13 protein-coding genes are annotated in these 17,934 nt (G+C 66.2%); 2 read left to right on the top strand and 11 right to left on the bottom strand.

What is annotated here, in order from left to right:
- Window positions 1-72 precede the first annotated feature (72 nt).
- The gene (locus ACM9LZ_RS01960; RefSeq protein WP_416617654.1) at window positions 73-1,290 is read right to left on the bottom strand and encodes a CoA transferase; all 1,218 of its coding nucleotides are present in this window, start codon (window positions 1,288-1,290) and stop codon (window positions 73-75) included.
- A 152-nt stretch (window positions 1,291-1,442) separates the two neighbouring features.
- Here ACM9LZ_RS01960 and ACM9LZ_RS01955 point away from each other — a divergent pair, with 152 nt between their 5' ends.
- Complete coding sequence (locus tag ACM9LZ_RS01955; RefSeq protein WP_416617653.1) at window positions 1,443-2,357, top strand: alpha/beta hydrolase; 915 nt, start codon at window positions 1,443-1,445, stop codon at window positions 2,355-2,357.
- On the opposite strand, the gene ACM9LZ_RS01950 is transcribed toward ACM9LZ_RS01955, so the two are convergent.
- The 5 genes from ACM9LZ_RS01950 to ACM9LZ_RS01930 form a co-directional block, all read right to left on the bottom strand.
- Window positions 2,354-3,247, bottom strand: coding sequence for a crotonase/enoyl-CoA hydratase family protein (locus ACM9LZ_RS01950; protein WP_416617652.1), 894 nt, complete (start codon window positions 3,245-3,247; stop codon window positions 2,354-2,356). The two genes, ACM9LZ_RS01955 and ACM9LZ_RS01950, sit on opposite strands and share 4 nt — an antisense overlap.
- A 23-nt stretch (window positions 3,248-3,270) precedes the next feature.
- Window positions 3,271-5,400 carry an acetate--CoA ligase family protein gene (locus ACM9LZ_RS01945; RefSeq protein ID WP_416617651.1) on the bottom strand — a complete coding sequence of 710 codons (2,130 nt, stop codon included), beginning with the start codon at window positions 5,398-5,400 and terminating at the stop codon, window positions 3,271-3,273.
- A 141-nt stretch (window positions 5,401-5,541) separates the two neighbouring features.
- Window positions 5,542-6,774 carry an acyl-CoA dehydrogenase family protein gene (locus tag ACM9LZ_RS01940; protein WP_416617650.1) on the bottom strand — a complete coding sequence of 411 codons (1,233 nt, stop codon included), beginning with the start codon at window positions 6,772-6,774 and terminating at the stop codon, window positions 5,542-5,544.
- Between the two features lie 8 nt (window positions 6,775-6,782).
- The gene (locus ACM9LZ_RS01935) at window positions 6,783-7,889 is read right to left on the bottom strand and encodes an acyl-CoA dehydrogenase family protein (RefSeq protein ID WP_416617649.1); all 1,107 of its coding nucleotides are present in this window, start codon (window positions 7,887-7,889) and stop codon (window positions 6,783-6,785) included.
- A 21-nt stretch (window positions 7,890-7,910) separates the two neighbouring features.
- Window positions 7,911-8,063 carry a hypothetical protein gene (locus tag ACM9LZ_RS01930; protein WP_416617648.1) on the bottom strand — a complete coding sequence of 51 codons (153 nt, stop codon included), beginning with the start codon at window positions 8,061-8,063 and terminating at the stop codon, window positions 7,911-7,913.
- A 151-nt stretch (window positions 8,064-8,214) separates the two neighbouring features.
- Between ACM9LZ_RS01930 and ACM9LZ_RS01925 the strand changes: the two genes are divergently transcribed.
- Window positions 8,215-9,648, top strand: coding sequence for an NAD-dependent succinate-semialdehyde dehydrogenase (locus tag ACM9LZ_RS01925; protein WP_416617647.1), 1,434 nt, complete (start codon window positions 8,215-8,217; stop codon window positions 9,646-9,648).
- A gap of 51 nt (window positions 9,649-9,699) precedes the next feature.
- Here ACM9LZ_RS01925 and tagF read toward each other — a convergent pair whose 3' ends face one another.
- The 5 genes from tagF to ACM9LZ_RS01900 form a co-directional block, all read right to left on the bottom strand.
- Entirely contained in the window at window positions 9,700-10,344 is a 645-nt protein-coding gene (gene tagF, locus ACM9LZ_RS01920) for a type VI secretion system-associated protein TagF (RefSeq protein ID WP_416617646.1), read from the bottom strand.
- Window positions 10,326-13,835, bottom strand: a complete 3,510-nt coding sequence (gene tssM, locus ACM9LZ_RS01915) for a type VI secretion system membrane subunit TssM (RefSeq protein ID WP_416617645.1) — start codon at window positions 13,833-13,835, stop codon at window positions 10,326-10,328. Before tssM ends, tagF begins: the two co-directional genes overlap by 19 nt.
- Window positions 13,832-15,001, bottom strand: a complete 1,170-nt coding sequence (gene icmH, locus ACM9LZ_RS01910; RefSeq protein ID WP_416617644.1) for a type IVB secretion system protein IcmH/DotU — start codon at window positions 14,999-15,001, stop codon at window positions 13,832-13,834. Before icmH ends, tssM begins: the two co-directional genes overlap by 4 nt.
- 146 nt (window positions 15,002-15,147) lie before the next feature.
- Window positions 15,148-16,461: a type VI secretion system baseplate subunit TssK gene (gene tssK / locus ACM9LZ_RS01905; RefSeq protein ID WP_416617643.1), complete on the bottom strand. Its 1,314-nt coding sequence runs from the start codon at window positions 16,459-16,461 to the stop codon at window positions 15,148-15,150.
- A gap of 19 nt (window positions 16,462-16,480) precedes the next feature.
- On the bottom strand, window positions 16,481-17,674 hold the full coding sequence (locus ACM9LZ_RS01900; protein ID WP_416617642.1) for a type VI secretion system-associated FHA domain protein: 1,194 nt from the start codon (window positions 17,672-17,674) through the stop codon (window positions 16,481-16,483).
- Window positions 17,675-17,934 lie beyond the last annotated feature (260 nt).

The following is a 17,934-nucleotide window of genomic DNA, read 5'->3' as shown; positions in this document are numbered from 1 at the left end:
TCCCGTCCATCAAAACAAAAGCCGGATAGAACGCATCATGCCGGATTTTATTTTCGGGTACATGACCAGCTTTCATGCGGCGGGACCGGCAATGATGCCGCGATCATGCAGGCCAGCCAGTTGCGCCGTCCCCAGGCCCAGCAGGTCGGCCAGCACCGCATCGGTATCCTGTCCGGGCACGGGTCCGGCCGCGGGCGGCACGGGCGGGCAGGCGGAACAATCGATGGGGCTGCCGGCGGTCAGCATGGTTCCGATGCCGGGATGATCAACCCGGGCGAAAAGCGGATTGGCCGGGGAACAGCGCGGATCCTCGGCCAGCAACTGTTCGAAACGCTGATAGGGTCCCCAGCAGGCACGCGCGGCATCCAGCGCCCGGCCGGCGTCGGACAGCGTGCGGGCCGCGAACCAGGGGGCCAGCAGGGCGGCGATGGCGTCGCGGGCCCCGTGGCGGTCGCCTTCGCGCGACAGGTCCAGCCCCCGCGCCGACGCCAGGGCCGACAGCGGCCCCTCCTGTCCCGTGGCGCGGACCAGCGCCTGCCATTGTCCGGTGCTGACGGCGGCGACCATCAGGCGCCGCCCGTCCGACGTGGCAAAATCGCAGCCGAAGGCGCCATAGATATGGTTTCCATGGCGTTCCCGTTCCGCGCCGTTGATCTCCACCTCTGCCAGCAGCCCCATGTCGGCGACGACGGCCAGGGCCACATCGGACAGCGCGATGCGCAGCCGCTGTCCCCTGCCATGCAGGCGCCTGAACCGCTCGGCCGCCAGAAGGGCCGTGGCGGCCGTCTGACCGCAGATGAAATCCCAGGCCGGCAGCACATGGTTGACGGGCCTGTCGTCCCCCAAGGGCCCTGTGGCCAGCGGAAAGCCGACCGCGCAATTGACGGTATAGTCCAGGGCCGTCGACCCGTCGCGGTTGCCCAGGATGTTCACCATGACCAGATCGGCCCGCCGGCGGCACAGCGCATCATAATCCAGCCAGCCGACGGCGGGAAAGTTGGTGATGAACAGGCCCCGCCCCTCCCCCGGGGCCGTGATCAGGGCCTGGGCCAGTTCCCGCCCTTCGGGCCGGCGGATATCGATGCGCACGGATTTCTTGCCCTTGTTCAGGCCGGCCCAGTAAAGGCTGCGGCCCGCGGCCGTGACGGGCCAGCGGTGCTGATCGATACCGCCTTCGATCGGGTCGATGCGGATGATGTCGGCCCCCAGCCGGGCCAGGGCGCCCGTGGCGAAGGGACCGGCGATGAAGGCGGCGCATTCGACGATGCTCAGGCCGGACAGGATGGCCATACGGGTTGCTCCGTTACGGTACGGATCTCATAAGGCCCCGGCAGCGCCGCGGCCGGAATGGAGATTTGCGTATCGGGCCGGAGAATATTTCGCGGGCCAAGGGCGGGGGAGCGGAGGATACTGAACCAGCAGGAGCCCCAGCCGAGGCAGCAATGAGCGTCGATCCGGAAATCCAGGCCGCCCGGCAGTTGCAGGCAGCACAGGCCCCGCCCGGCTTCGACATCACCCGCATGGCTCCGGCAGAAGCAAGGGCGGGCATGAACCGGCTGGCCATGGTCTTCACCGATCCCGGCGCCGGGCTGGACCGGGTGGAGACGCGAACCGTGCCCGGTCCCGGCGGCCCGATCCGCGTGCGGCTCTACCATCCCGCACCGGGGCCGGCACCCGGCGCCATCCTGTTCGTGCATGGCGGCGGCTGGTTCGCCTGCGACATCGATACCCATGACCCGGTCATGCGCCGGCTGGCGCTGGAAAGCGGGCGGGTGGTGATCGGTTTCGATTACCGGCTGGCACCCGAACATCCGTTTCCGGCCGCGATGGACGACACAACTGCGATCTGGGATTGGGCCCTGGGGCTAGGCATGGGCGTGCCGGCCCTGGCCGGGGACAGTGCCGGCGCCAATCTGGCGCTGGCGCTGATGCTGTCGCTGCGCGATGCGGGCCGCGACGACATGCCCCCCATCGCGGCGCTGGCCTATGGATGCTATGCCCCAGGGCTGGACACGGGCTCGCAACACCGTTTCGGTGATGGCAGCTACGGCCTGTCCACCGCGCGCATGCAATGGTACTGGCGGCAGTATCTGGGTGCCCTGGCCGATGCGCCGCCGGTGCTGGCGGCACCCCTGGATGCCGACCTGCGCGGGTTGCCCCCCTGCTTCATCGGCATCGCCGAATGCGACGTGCTGGCAGATGAAAACCGGATGATGGTGGCGCGGATGCAGGCGGCGGGCGTGAATGTGGAAACCGTCACCTGGCATGGTGCCACACACGGCTTCCTGCAGATGACGGCGCATGCGGAATTGGCCCGCGCCGCCGTCCGGGACGTGGCGCGGGCGCTGGTCGCTTAACGCGGCTCCTTCGACCGGATGCGCACCGGGTCACTGCCATAGGTGGCGTCGCGCATGCGGATGGCCTGGCGCACGCCATGGGCCTTCACATTCTCGCGCCAGGTCCTGCGGCCCGGCCCCTGCGACAGATGCGCCTTGGCATCGGCCTCGATGGCGAACTGGCGCAGGACACGGGCACCGGACAGGTCCATGGCGGTGTTGACGATGCGCTTCTGCGCCGCCGCGATCTCCGGATCGATCAGGGCGATGCGCCGGGCCAGCGCGTCCACTTCCGCATCCAGTTCCGACGCCGGTACGCTGTCGAGCACCATGCCGATATGGGCGGCATCGATGCCGGCGATGCTGTCACCCGTCAGCAGCAGGCGTTTCGCCCATTGCGGACCGACATGGTAGAACCAGTAGTTGACGGGCGGCGACCCCAGGCCGCGCGTGCCGGGATGGCCGATGCGGGCATCGTCGGCGGCAATGATCAGGTCGCAGGCCAGCGCCAGTTCCGCCCCACCGGCCAGGGCGCGGCCCTGGATCTTGGCGATGACCGGCTTGTGGATGTCGGGAATGATATGCATCTGGCCCATCTTGCGGGTCATGGTCCAGACATCATCATCAAAGCTGCCCATGCGGCTGCGATAGGTGGCCGTGGCATCCTGCTGATTGTCGGGATTATAGCCATAGCCCAGATCATACCCGGCGCAGAAATCATCCCCCGCCCCGGCCAGCACGATGACATGCACATCGGTGCGGTCATCGGCCTCCAGCATGGCGTCGTGGATTTCCTTGATCAGGTCCGGCGACAGGGCGTTGCGCTTGCCGGGCCGGTTCAGCGTCACATAGGCAATGCGGTCACGGACCTCGAAAGTCAGGAATTCCTGGGTCTTCAGCCATTTAGCCATGATTTTTCCTCCTGTGTCTTTTGTCACGACCGCCGCACGATCAGCGCGTCCACGGCGATGGCGCGGCCAGGGCCGCAGATGATGGGGTTGACGTCGATTTCCGCGATCAGGTCCGACAGGTCGGCGGCCAGTTCCGATAGGGCGACAATGATACCCGCCAGCCGGTCGATATCGGCCCCCGCCTGTCCCCGGAAGCCGCGCAGCAGCGCCGCCCCTTTCAGCCGGTCCAGCATGTCGCGTGCCTGCTGCTGATTGACGGGGGCCAGTTCGGCGGCACTGTCGTGCAGCAGCTCCACCATCACACCGCCCAGCCCCACCACCACCATGGGACCGAAGGTCGGGTCCAACTGGCTGCCCACCACGATCTCAAGCCCCGCCGCGATCATCGGCTGCACAAGGACGCCGGCGATGCGCGGGGCGGGTTCCACCCGGCCGGCGGCATCCATGATGGCGGCGAACGCCCCGCGCACGGCCGTCGCGTCATGCAGATCCAGGCGGACAACACCCGCCTCCGTCTTGTGCGCGATGTCCGGTGTTTCCAGCTTCAGCACGACCGGATAGCCCAGCCGATCCGCCGCCGTAACGGCCGCATCCGCATCCTGCACGACATGGTCCGTCGCCACGGGAATGCCGTAGGCGGCAAGAACCGCCTTGGCCTCCCGCTCTGTCAGCCGTTCCCCGGCCGCCGCCAGCAGGGCCCGCGCGTGGGCAGCGGCCGGATTGGGACTGCCGCCCCGCGGGCGCGGTGCCGGGCCGGTGATGCGACGTTCCCGTTCCAGCCAGGCGGCAAGCGTGCGATAGGCACCGGCGGTAGAACGGAACAGCGCCACATGCGGATCGGCCTCCGCCGCTGCCGCCCCCGGCCCGTGCTTCCATTCCGACATCCAGGACAGGCAGAGCGGCTTGCCGGCCTTCGCCGCCAGACCGGAGAACAGGGCCACGTTGCTGGGCGTGCCAGGGTCACTGATGCTGGGCGCCATGACCAGCACGGCGGCATAGCCGGGATCGGCCAGCATCGCCTCCAGACAGGCACCATAGGAGCCGGGATTGGTCGCCACCTGGGCCGTGATATCGCAGGGATTGGACGGGTTGCCGAAATCGGGGACATTGGCGTCCAGCACGGCCAGTGTCGCGGGGGCCGGCTTCGGCATTGGCACGCCGGCCGCCTCCGCCTTGTCCAGGGTGATGACGCAGGCCCCGCCCGAGGCCGCCACCGCCGCCACGCCCGTCGCCCTGGGCCGCCCGGCCTTGGCCAGGAAGGCGGCGGTCTCATACACATCCTCGATATTGTCGACCTGGATGATACCCAGGCGGCGCCAGGCGGCCTCATAGGCGGCATTCGCACCGGCCAGCGTACCGGTGTGTGACAGGGCGGCCTTGGCGGCGGCCGTGCCGGTGGCGATCTTGTACATGACGACGGGCTTGCCGGCCGCCAGCGCACGCTCGCCCGCCTGCAGCAGCCGCTCCCCGTCCTTCAGCCCCTCGGCGATGCAGGTGATGACAGTGCAGCCGGGATCGTCCGCCAGATAGGAGACATAGTCACAGACATCGACGTCGCAACTGTTCCCCGCCGCCATGAAATGGCTGTAGGAGCCGCCGCGTTCCGCCACCTGCGCCAGGGCCTGGCCCAGCCCGCCCGACTGGCTGACGATGGCGACCGGTCCGGTGGCGGGACGGCGGGCGCCATAACCGGAGGCGAAGGAAAGGCCGGCCCGGCTGATATTGTTGATCAGGCCGATGCAGTTGGGCCCGACGATGCGCAATTGCGATCCGCGCGCGATGGCCGCCAGCCGGTTCTGCAAATCGATACGGTCGGCCAGCCCCGTCTCGGCAAAGCCGGAGGCATAGATCACACAGCCGCCCACGCCCAGCGCGGCACATTCCTCCACCAGCGGCAGAACGGCATCGACCGGCACAGCCAGAACGGCGCAGTCAGGCACCCCCGGCAGCGCCGACAGGCCGGAAAAGCAGGGAATGCCATAGAGCTCAGCCGCATTCGGATTGACACCCCAGGTGCGGCCCGTGAAGCCCGACAGGTTGGCGGCGGTACGCGCACCGAAGGACTTTTCGTTACGCGACAGGCCGACAATGGCCACCGACGCGGGATCGATCAGGCGGCGCAGCTCGGCATGGGTATAAACGGGACGGGACAAGGGGTTCTCCCTGAATTCTGCTTGACCGAAATGCATTGCCACTCTCTCCACCGTCACGCCGGCGAAGGCCGGGGTGACGGTGGAGATTGATGAAACCCGCACAGCACGGACTTTCGCCGGGAAGGCGAAAAGGACGCTCGCTCACCGCCGGCTCGTCGGGATCTGGTTGAACGGCACGTCCTTGTCGGCCCGCATCTCGCCCGGCATCTTCAGGACACGCTCGGCGATGATATTGCGCAGAATCTCATCCGTGCCGCCGGCGATGCGCTTGCCGGGGGCATAAAGCAGCGCTTCCTGGAACCAGGCATTCATGGGGGCGAAATCGGGGTCCATCACGGCCCCGGCCTGTCCCAGCAGTTCGATCCCGTAGGCGGCGATCTCCTGCAATTTGGTGGCGCTGACCAGCTTGCCGATGGAATTTTCCGGCCCCGGTGCGCGGCCGCGGGAAAAGGCGGTCTGGGTACGCAGGCGGGTATATTTCAGCCCCTCCGACTGCACATACCAGCGGGCAATCTTCTCCCGCACGGCGGGATCCTGGATGGCGGGCCGTCCGTCGATGGTCAGGGTCCGGACCAGGGCCAGGATGTCATCCACATCCGGTCCCTCCGTCTTGCCCACGGTGAAGCGCTCATTGGCCAGCATGGTCAGCGCCACCTTCCAGCCTTCACCGACGGCACCCAGCCGGTGATGGTCGGGGATGCGCACATCGGTCAGGAACACTTCGCAGAAATTGGCCGTGCCGGATATCTGCTTCAGCCGCCGGACCTCCACACCGGGCGCCGACATGTCCAGGATGAAAAAGGTCAGGCCCGCATGCTTGGCCACTGTGGGATCAGTGCGGGCCACCAGCATGCCGAACTGCGAGAAATGGGCGTTGGAGGTCCAGACTTTCTGGCCGTTCACGACCCAATCTTCCCCGTCGCGCATGGCGCGGGTGCGCAGACCCGCCAGATCGGACCCGGCCGCCGGCTCGGAGAAAAGCTGGCACCAGATCTCCTCCCCATAAAGGGCGGGGCGGGCATAACGGTCGATCAGGGCCTCGGTTCCATGCGCCATGATGGTGGGCAGGGCCATGCCGACACTCTGGTTGAAGACGCCGGGCGGCACGTCGAACGCCTCCTCCTCCGCGGCGAAGATGGCGGCCTGCATCTGCGTGCCGTCGCGCCCGCCATAGCGGCGGGGCCAATGGATGCCGGCAAAGCCGGCGGCGGCCTTGGTCGCCTGCCATTGCTGGGACAGGCGCACATCCGCCGCCGTCAATTGCCGGCTGCGATAGGTGCGGCTGCCGGCGGTACGGCGCGGGGCATGCGCGGTCAGGAAGGCCCGCACCTCGGCCCTGAATGCCGCTTCCTCCGGGGTGTCGCTGAAATCCATGGGAAGCCTCAATGCTGAAGGGCGAGCTGGTCGAACAGGCGGTCGCGCCAATGGCGCGCCCCGCCGATGATGCCGGACAGCAGGGCCGCACGACGGTAATGCAGGTGACAATCGGCCTCCCAGGTAAAGCCCATGCCGCCATGGGTCTGGATGTTCTCCCGCGCGGCCAGTTGGTAGGCATCGATGGCCGCCAGCCGGGCCGCCGCTGCGGCGCGCGGCAGCTCCGGCGCATCGCGGTCCAGCGCCCAGGCGCCGAAATAGGCGTTGGAACGGGCCAGTTCCACGGCCACATAGATATCGGCCAGCTTGTGCTTGATAGCCTGCAGGGACGCGATCGGCCGGCCAAAGGCGAACCGGTCCATGGCGTAGGCAACAGCCATCTCCAGCGCCGCCCGGGCGCCGCCCACCTGCTCGAAGGCCAGCGGCACGGCCGCCCGGTCCAGAAGCCGGGCGATGGCCGGCCAGCCGGCGGCACCGGGCAGCGGCTCGGCCGGCACATCCTGGAAATCCAGCCGGGCGGCATCGCGGGCGATGTCCAGCGTGCGCAACGGTGTGCGCCGGATGCCGGGCGCATCGCCGGCCACCAGGAAAAGCCCCACCTCCCCCTCCACATCCCGCGCCGCCACCAGCAGCAGCCCGGCGGCTGCGGCGTCATGCACCGGCACCTTCATACCCGACAGCCGGCCGGCGGCCACGCGCGCCCGGATGGTGCCGGCTGCCGGTTCCCCCGCCCCCTCGGCCAGCGCGAAGGTGCCGGCGACGCTGCCGTCGGCCAGCTTCGGCAGCCATTCAGCCTGTTGCGCCGGGCTGCCGAACGCCAGTACCGCCTCTGCCACCAGGTAAAGGGTCGAAGCGAAGGGGACCGGCGGCAGGAAGGCCCCCATCTCCTCCGCCAGCATGCACAGGGCTTCATGTCCCAGGCCTGACCCGCCATGCTGTTCCGGAATGGTCAGGCCCAGCCAGCCCATGGCGGCCATTTCCGACCATAGCGGGCGGTCAATGACGGGTCCCTGCTCCATCTGCTGGCGCACCGTGCCGGGGGGCAGCCGGTCCGCCAGGAACCGGCGTACCTCCTGCCGCATGGCCGTCACATCATCGCTGAATTCGAAATTCATCGGGCCTCACATCCGCTGGCATCACAGCGCCTGAGCTTGGGCGATCGCCGCCCGGCAGCAAGCCAGTTTTCCGAAGCCAGCATGACGAAGGCTCATCCCCGGCGGGGTGCTATTTTTTGGAATGCGGCGATGAGGGGCGGTCATCGCCGCACCGGAAAGGACATAAATATTCATTCAATCTCAATGGCTTGAAGAAATATCATGCTGATCGGGAAGCTGGCGGGCCGGGACTTGCGGGCTGGATGGGGACGCGCCTATTCGTCAGACGGCACGGACCGGACGGCCACGCCCGGCCGACAGCGCAATGCCCGGAGGAGGCCCACCCATGTCCTATCCCGAACCGACCCTGTTCATTGGCGGCCGCTGGCGCAAGACGGCCCGGGGCGGGCCGGTCGTGAACCCGGCCGATGGCAGCGTGCTGGCCACCGTGCCCCATGCGGAAAGGACCGACCTGGACGAGGCGCTGGCGGCGGCGGAAAAGGGCTTCCGCGTCTGGCGCGCCACCGATCCCGACGAACGCGAGCGCATACTGGTTCGCGCCGCTGCCAACCTGATGGACCGGCGGGAGGAGATCGCAGCCGGGCTGGTGCTGGACCAGGGAAAGACCATAAGGGAAGCCCGCAACGAGGTGCGGGTGGCCCATGACCGCATCCTGTGGGATGCGGGGGAGGCGCGGCGGCTATATGGCCGGATCGTGCCGGCCGGACCCGGCATGCGCAAGATGGTGACGCGCCATCCGCTGGGCGTCGTGGCCGCCTTCTCTCCCTGGAACTACCCGCTCGCCTCCCCCACCCGCAAGGTGGCGGGGGCGCTGGCGGCGGGCTGTTCCATCATCCTGAAGGCGGCGGAGGAAACGCCATCCGGGGCGGTGGCACTGGTCCGCGCCTTCCAGGAGGCAGGCGTGCCGGACGGGGTGGTCAATCTGGTGTTCGGCAAGCCGGCCGACATCTCCGCCCACCTGATCGCGCAGCCGGCCGTGCGGCTGGTGACCTTCACGGGCTCGGTGCCGGTCGGCAAGCATCTGGCGGCCCTGTGCGGCCAGCACATGAAACCCGCAATCATGGAACTGGGGGGCAGTTCACCCGTGATCGTCTGGGACGATGCCGATGCCGACGCTGCGGGGGCATTGTCGGCGCGAGGCAAGACCCGCAATGCCGGACAGGTCTGCGTCGCCCCGACGCGGTTCTTCGTGCATGCCAGTGTCCATGACCGGTTCCTGGACAGTTTCGCGGCGGCGACGGCGGCGCTGAAGGTCGGAACCGGCCCGGACCCGGCGCTGGAGATGGGACCCCTGGCCAACCAGCGCCGGCTGGCCGCCATGCAGGCGCTGACGGCCGATGCGCTGCAACGCGGCGCACGGCTGGTGTGCGGCGGGGAAAGGCTGGGCGACCAGGGCTTTCTGTTCGCGCCGACCATATTGGCCGATGTACCCGCCGACGCGCGCGCCATGGTGGAGGAACCGTTCGGCCCCCTGGCCCTGGTCAGCCGGGTGGAAAGCCTGGACGAGGCCATAGCCGGGGCCAATGCGCTGGAATTCGGGCTGGCGGCCTATGCCTTCACCGACCGGGCCGGGGTCGCCGCCCGTCTGGCGGACGAGATCGAAAGCGGCAGCCTGGCCATCAACCACTATAACTCCACCTATCCCGACATGCCGTTCGGCGGCGTGAAGGATAGCGGATATGGCCGGGAAGGCGGGGCGGAAGGGCTGGACGGCTACACTTTCCTGAAATCGGTAATGCAACAGACAAGCGCATATTAATTGTATGGATATATCACTCCATACAATATCCATACAGGGAAATTGCATGGATCAAGGCGGTTGTGCCGGCTCCGGCGGCGGTGATGGCCGGCCCAGCAGCATCGCGAAACCGGCCGGGTCCGGCAGGCCCGGCAGCGACAGCAGCAGCGGCGGCAATGTATCATTGCCTTGCGTCCACCAGAGGCTGTCGCCTGTGCCCCCCTCCCCCGGCAAGGCGACAGGGCGGGGGGTGTCCGCGTCGCCGGCCGCCAGGCCCGTCACAGCAGCCAGCAGGGCGTCCCAATCCAGATCATCGGCCAGGGCCGTGAGGAGCAGGGATTCGGCCTGGGCATACCAGCCGCCGGCCCCGGCCAGCAGGGCCGGCAGGTCACCCGCCCGACCGGCCAGCGCCAGCAGGGGGAAATGGCGGCTGGCCTTGTCGACGCTGGGGATCATGACCCCGGCCACCGCCCAGGGTCCGCACAGGCCCGGCGCCAGCGCGAAATGCCAGATGGGCGCACAAAGATAGTAGGACAGCCACTCATCCCCCAGGTCGGCACGGCTGCGCAGCATGCCGGCCTGCACCCAGCCGTTCAGACGTTCCACCAGGGCCGCCGGCACGTTGCGGCTGATGAAATCACCGAACAAGGGCAGCTTGCCGAACAGGCCGCTCCAGCGCCAGGGGGCGGCCGTCTCCATTACTGGATCACCGGGCATGAGAACCCCTCCACCTCGCGCCGGTCGAACGGATGGGTCAGATGCAACGGGTCGAGCTGGTAACGGACCACACCGCCATCCAACCTGAACTCAAGAAGGTAGGTGCCGTTGCCGCCGGTAGACCAAGCCGCCTGATCCAACAGCCGGAACAGCGACCAGTCACCGGCCGGCACCGACAGACGCCCATAGGGAGCAGCCGTCAGTTCCACCCGCAAATCGCCATCGGGGGGCCATGTCACACGCTCATTATCCGACGGCACCTGATTGAAGACGTGGGCCGCAGCCCCGACCTGCAATCGGGTGGACTGGATACCACCGCTCACGCTGACCAGACGCAGGTTGAAGCTGATGTTCCGCCGCGATCCGCGATTCTGGAACCAGCTACGGCTGATGGCATCAGCGCGCTCGAACTGACGCAGAACGTCCGGTGACAGGCCCAGATCGACACCATTGGCCGGCCGCCAGACCCAGGTCGCCTGCCCCCTGTCGACATGGGCCCGCAAGTGCTTGTCGAAGAAATCCGGGATCAGGCCGCCGGGCGCGAACAGCGCATCGAAATCGGCACCGGAGATTTCACGAGGAGCATCACGGCTGAACGGATAACGCCCGTCCACGGCACGGCACAGGTCGCGAACCTGCGCCCATGCCTGGACCAGCGCATCGCGCTGCCCTGCGACCACCGCGCTGGACGCCACCCGGCCGATATCACTGGCAACAGCCCGCACCAGCGGCGACCGGTCATCGACGGCATTGTTCAGGCGCCGGATGACCGCCGGGTCCACGGGCACCCCCGCATCATGGTGGCTGATCTGGCTTCTCACCTCACGCATCGCTTCCAGAAGCTGGGATAATGACCGTCCCCCGCCGGTGCCCGTCACGAAGGCATGCAGGGGTTGGAAATGCCGGTCGATGGCACGGCCCGGCATCGTGCCGCCGGCCGGAAGGACCGGCATGGCCGGTGTTGCCCCACCGCCACCGGCCCCCTGTTGTTCCAGGAAGGCCGCAGGGCGGGTCCGGAACACGATCACATCCATCAGTGCCTGCAGGGGCGAGCCCGCATCCCCGGCCGTCAGGTGGCCCAGCACCTGGCTGGCCCGCGCCTGATCCTCCATCGGTGCCAGGCGGACATCATCCAGCAGTCCATCCCATTCGGCCCGGTACCGGCTTTCATATTCACCGAGAATATGCTGGGCCAGGACCGTATCCGGCACCGGGCTGGCGGGCGCGCCGGCCGGGTCCAGAATCCAGCCCTGCCGCCCCAGTTGCCGCGCCACCAGCGCAATGCCCGGCAAGACATGGTCGCGGAACGCCTCGGGCGTGAAATGTCCCGGCACCCCATCCCCCGGCCCTGCCCCGCCGGACCGCCGGACGAAAACCGCAGCGTTCGGCCCGGCCATTGATGACAGGGTGGACACAGGCAGATGCTTCGCCTTCAGCATCCATTCCAGCCGTTGATAGCCGATCGCCGGCAGGGACATGCTGGACAGCAGATCCTGCGTTATCCCGACCAGATTGCCATCCAGCCATGGTGCGGCGGCGGCTGTCGGCGAGGCCGTAATCAGACTTTCCAGGTGCTGCATCGCGGCCGCCTGGCCGTTCGGGGCGAAGGGGGGGAGGATGGCCGGCAGGACCGCCAGAAGCTGGACCGGGTCGCGCTGGTCCGGCATGCCAAGCATCATATAGGCGGCCAACCCCTCGAACCGCTGGGCCGGGGACAGGTCGCGCCGCAACTGGTCTTCCAGTGTGCGCAGCAGGGCCGGCAACATATGTACCTGCAAGGTACGCTCGTACATGTTCCGCGCCGCGGTCGCCACATCCTGATGCCGGGACAGGCCGAAACGTTGCCAGACCGGGACAGGCCCGTCGGCCGCCGCCACCCGGTCGCCCATCGTGTCGAGTAAGGGCAGCAGATCGGTGACCCGAGGCGCCGGCTTTTCCTGCAGCAGGTCGGCCAGGGTCCTTTCAAAACGATCGAGCTGCACAGCATTATCGGCCAGCATGGCCCGGTTCTGCTGGAAGCTGATGCCCAGGCCCGCCAACCCGCCAAGCAGGATCACCGCTGCCAGCATCCAGGCGAGACGCATCCGCCACCGGTGCCGCCGCCATGCCCGGGTGCTGATCCCGACCAACCCGGCCTCGCCGATCAGCACGTCTTTCACCAGATCCACGATGAAGTAGCTCAAACCCTTGCTGCCCTTGCGCTCCACGGCCGGCTGCAATTCCAGGATGCGGGTCAGTCCCTGCCGCAACGCCTGACCGGGGAAAACATTGGTCAACCCGGCCTGATAATGGATCGCCGCGGCACGGTCGGTCATCAGATCAATCTGGCGATGATCCTGTATACCGCTGCTGAAATAGAAACCGCGCAACAGAAGCGGGCTGTCGCTTTTCCCCGGATCGAACAGGTTTTCCAGGAAGGAGGTGCAGACCCCGCGCAGGCTGGCGAAATGTGCCGGAAAATCCAGGATGCGAGCTGGATCCGCCCCCGGGCGAGCGCCGAGCAACCTGGGCAGACGCTGGTACAGACGATCGACCAGCAGATCATATTCATGGGCCAGATGCGACAGGTCGGGGCCATCGCGCCCCGACGGCAAGGGCAGCGTCGCGCCCCAGACCTGCAGACGGTCATCCCGGTCGAAATCGTCGAAATATTCCTGGAAACCGCGCAGCAGATCGATCTTCGTGAACATCACATAGACCGGCAGGCGGCAACTGAACTGTTGATACAGTTCAACCAGGCGCGCACGGATGGCATCGGCCTGCATGGTGCGTTCCGCCTCGTCCGCCTTCTCGCCGACCAGATCATCGACAGCGATGGCGACGATGATCCCGTTGACCGGCTGCAGGGGCCGGGTGCGCACCAGCAGTTTCAGGAAGCCCAGCCAGGCCCGGTGATCCTTGTTGGCCCGTTCCTTCCCGCCCGAATAGCGGCCAGCCGTATCCAGCAGCACAGCGTCCTTGCTGAGCAGCCATCGGCAATCGAGGGTCCCCCCGACACCGCCATGGGTCTTGAACTTCAACGGACCGGCATTTTCAAGCACCGTGGACTTGCCAGACGCGGAAACACCGATCATGAGATACCAGGGATTCCTGTAGACCCTGTCGCGCCTCAGCCGGCCGTCTTCTTCCCCGTTCGCCGATTGTTGTTCAAGGGCTTGCAGCCCTTCCTTCAGGTTCCGTCTTTGCTGTTCAACCTCCCGGCGGACGGTCTCATCCTCCGACAGTTCGGCAGAGGATGTATCGGTCATGCCCTCCAGCAACCGCCGCTGGCGCCACCGGTTGACCAAACGGTACAGCACAGGAACGACAGCGCCCAGCAGCAGCACGACCGCCACCGTCACGCCCCGGGCCTGATGGGCCGGCGGCGGCAGGAAGACCGGAAGCGAGGTCTTGGGTGCCAGATACCAGGCCGCCAGACCCGAGGCCAGCAGGAAGCCGGCATAGACCGCCTCTTCCAGACCCCTGGTTCGCAGCAGCATGCGCCGTCTCATGGCATCATCTCCCGCCAGAGGGTGACGGTCACGCGGCGGTTGCGTTGGCGCCCCTCCTCCGTCGTATTCTCTGCCACCGGCTCGCTCGCTCCCTTGCCGCGGACATCCATGGCGCGCCCACCCAATTCCGCGCGCAGCACGCTCTCCACCGCCTGCGCCCGCATCAGCGACAGAAGTTCGTTGTTCGGAAAGTGTGGATCGCGGCTTTGCCGGCTGTCGGTATGGCCTTCCACGACAATGCGGCCCCGCAGACCGGCCAGCCGGCGCGCCACCTCACGCAGGACGGGACGGGCTTCGTCCGACACGGTCGCACTGGCCGATGAGAACAGGTTGAGACCGCCGAGATCGAAGCTGACCGCCCCGACCGTCTCCGCAATGCGGACGCCGGAGACCGGCGCCACCGACACGGGCGCTGGCGGAGGGGCCGGGGGCGGGGCGGGCGGGGGGAATTGCGGGGGCGGTGGTGGCTGCGGCAGGGTCGCATAGCGGTCGAGCACCCGATCCGTCGGATCGGTCAGGCCGTACCAGAACAAGCCATAGAAAGCCGCCACCACCAGCACGGCGAACAGAACCGGCAACAGGCACGACAGGCTGGACCACAGCGGGGGACGCGGCACATCCTCTCCCCGCCAGTTCGGCGAAAGCCGGCCATCGGCGTCGGGCCAGAGATGTTTCAGTTCCCTGGCAAGGGCACCCATGTAGGCCTGGACCCTGACCTTGCCTTCCGGCCCCGCCCGCAAGGGACCACGGAAACCCACGGACAGACAGGTCAGGGCCAGGAAGGCCAACGCCCCGGCAGCCGGTTTATCATGCCGGAGGCGTTCCAGCAGGTCTTCCAGCAGGTCGAAGAATACCTCGCCGCGGGTATCATCGAACTTGAAGGTGGTGATCATGGAGATCCCCATCCATTCGTTGTTCTGACACCAGTCGCTGTTCTCGATCAGGTCATCAATCGTGGCGCAGACCAGAAATTCGGCGATCCGGATATCGTTGCCGTCCCGCAACAGGGAAGTGGTGACAGCCGTGAACGCCCCTACCCCCTCGACGAACCAGGAATGAAGCGCCCGCAGGTCCGGCTGTTCCATGGTCTCATTGATACGCGAGGCCTGCTGGAGCAACGGCTGGGCCGCCAGCACCAGCGAGGTGGCAGGGTCGGCCGTGCCCAATCGCCCGGCATCGCTCCGGGAACGTGCATCCCCGCCGGACCAGCTTCTGTCGGAACGCCGCCGCCCCCCGCGAGGGGGAAAGGCATGCCGTCCCCCCGGCACGGGCCGCATCCCGGCCCCCGATGAGCCGTAACCGTCGCGTGCCGTCATGGCATGCCGCCCGGAAAGACCCACATCAGGATTTCAAATTCCTGCTTGGTCACATCCGGCAGGGCCATCAGCCCAAATCGGCCCGATGCATGCAGGTCACGCCAATTCACATGGTTCTTCTCCAACCGGAAATAGGCACGGCCCGTCACGGCCGGCAGATGGCGCACCTGCCGTTCAAGGGGCTGCAGGCCAAAGCCATTGATGCCCTGCTTGCGCAGGCTCTCCACTTCGTTCCCCAGATAGATCTTCAGACGTTTGGCATGGACCTTGTTTACCGTGTCCTCCGGCGTCAGGATGGTCTTGACCGACAGGACGAAATCCGCGCTGTCGATCCAGTCGGCGTCGGGAACGACGGCGAACCAGGTCTCCTGGCGGATGGTGCAGGGCTCGAACCCCAGCTTCACGACCTGCGCGCCGCGCGCCGACAGGAAACGGCGCAATTCCCACATCAGCGGGCCGAAACAGGCCCGCAGATCATCATGCCGGTATGGCGGCAGTTCAGATACATGGCGCAGTTCGGTGAAGCTGGACAATTCACCAGCCAGCGACAGAAAGAAGCGGTAAAGCGCCTCGGGATGTGAGGTGCCATCAGTATCCATGTGGGCCAGCAGGGGCTGGGCCCGCCCCAGGGCCGTCAGCAGCAGCCAATCCTCCACCCCCGCATCCGGCCCCGACGGAACCCCATGGCGGCGCTGGGCCACCAGCCCCCGGACCTCCGCCACGAAGCCCCGCAATACCGGTGACGTGCCGATGGTCAGGCAGGAAGGGATATGCCCGTCGTCCAGGACGGCCTGACGGCTGGCCGCGACATCCTGCACACGCGCCACGGCGATGCAGGCGCGGTCGGGCGGCACATCCCCTTCCAGATGCAGCGACAGGTTCAGGCGCGCCAGCCGCATCTCCACCGCTTCGCCGTCAGGCCCGTCGCCCGTGTCACGCACCAGGGCAACGAACGTCCCGTAGCGCGTCGCGACCCCGTCAGAGATCGCACCCTGTCCGGGACGGTCCTGCGGCAAGGCAAGATAGACCAGCCCCACGTAACCCGACGGCAGGGTCAGGGATGGCGGCAGCAAGCCCGTTTCCGGCACCTGGAAGGGCGTGCCGTCGGGAAAAATGCCGGCACAGCGCGCCAGCGCGAATTCCCCCATCCGCAACCGCGACAGATCGATGGACAGATCCGTCACGCCCCAGCCATAGGCGCCAAGCGCGCCTGCATGGCGCTGAACCTGCCATTCGATATGCCTTTCCATCTGCTGGAAATGCTGTGGCCTGATAAACAGGCCCTGCGACCAAACCACACGGTTTTCCATGCCCCACCCCCAAAATCATTTATTTCGATCGAACGCCATTCCTGACATCATTTTTACTTATCGCTTCGTCGATATTGTCCATTTCAGCAAATATATCATCAAATACACGTCGCATTATTTCATCATATTCTTCTAATTTATCGTAATTCAATCTGTTCCATTTTGCATTATACCTGTTCCAGAAGAAATGAAATTTGCCATTTACACTCAATATCACCATCACCTTGTCTATTATTTTTCTTATCCCACTTCTCTGGTACATGTATTCCCGCCGAATGCTCTCCGGGTTCAGGCTGTCGATCACGGTGTCCAGCGCCCGTTCACAAAGCCGGGAAAGGGCCGATTGCCAGCGGACGAGATCATGGTAAGCCAGCCGGGTCACCTGATCGGCGGGCTGCCCGGCATGACGCGGCGGGGCCAACAGGTCGGCAAGAAGGCGGGACATGTCGGTGGTTTTCAGGAGCGGGTGGCGCGCGCCCGGCCCGAACGACATGCCGGCGGCCGGAAAACCACGCTGTGCCGCTTCGGCCCCTTCCAGAAGCGAATGCAGACCCTCCAGGTTTTCCCGGCAGAGCCGGCCGGCCATGAACAGGATGTCACCCGGCATCACGTCCGGCCGCAGCCTGGCCGCCGGAAGATCCGCCCCTTCCAGAAAGCGGGCCAGCAAACTGTCGGGGGCGGCCACGGACGGCGCGGGCATGTGGCCGCGCGGGGCGTCATCGGCCGGCAGATCATCCCAATCCCCCAAATCATCGATGCCAGGATCGGGAACCGGGGCAGGCGCCGGAACCGGTGCGGCCACGGCCGGCGGCCGGACCGGCGAGGCCGGAACCACCGGCGCCCGGACGCGGAATTCCAGCACATAGTCGGCGATCAGGAGTTGCTGACCGTCGACCAGCGGCTGCGGCCGCCCTTTCGGAAGCGGTTCCGGCCGGCCATCGATGAAAACGCCGTTCAGGGAAAGATCGGTGATCAGATACAGACCATCCCGCATGTCGATCCGGAAATGCTGACGTGAAATGACGGGATTTCTTCGAATATCCAGCAATTTCCAGTCGTACCCCTCGTCACGGCCCACGGTCAGCGGCAAGTCGGTAAAGCGGAAAACGGCCCCCCTGTTCGGCCCCTCGACAATGCGGAGTTCAGGCATGACCTGTCGGCACCTTCCATGCGGGCATCGCCTATGGCGCCGGACGCCGCCGGCGCGGCCCATCCATTATCATCGCCCTTGTGATTAAAAGTAGAAACAAACCAAATTTGTTCTTAGTATGAAGGAAGTTTCAATTCATGTTCAATAGAAAATGATGATTGATATTTGGACCGCGACATACACTATAAATCATGATCGTCCATATATTTACCCTATTGCCGCAAAATTTGATTGATGTTCTAAATATCGAAATCAATAAACCAAGAAGGTTATATTCAATACAGTATGCAAACAATGGGGCATGCAAAAGAGGATGCGATGTG

It is taken from the genome of Niveispirillum fermenti (genome assembly GCF_048066175.1).
Lineage (GTDB): Bacteria > Pseudomonadota > Alphaproteobacteria > Azospirillales > Azospirillaceae > Niveispirillum > Niveispirillum fermenti.
This window is presented reverse-complemented; position numbering and strand designations above follow the sequence as displayed.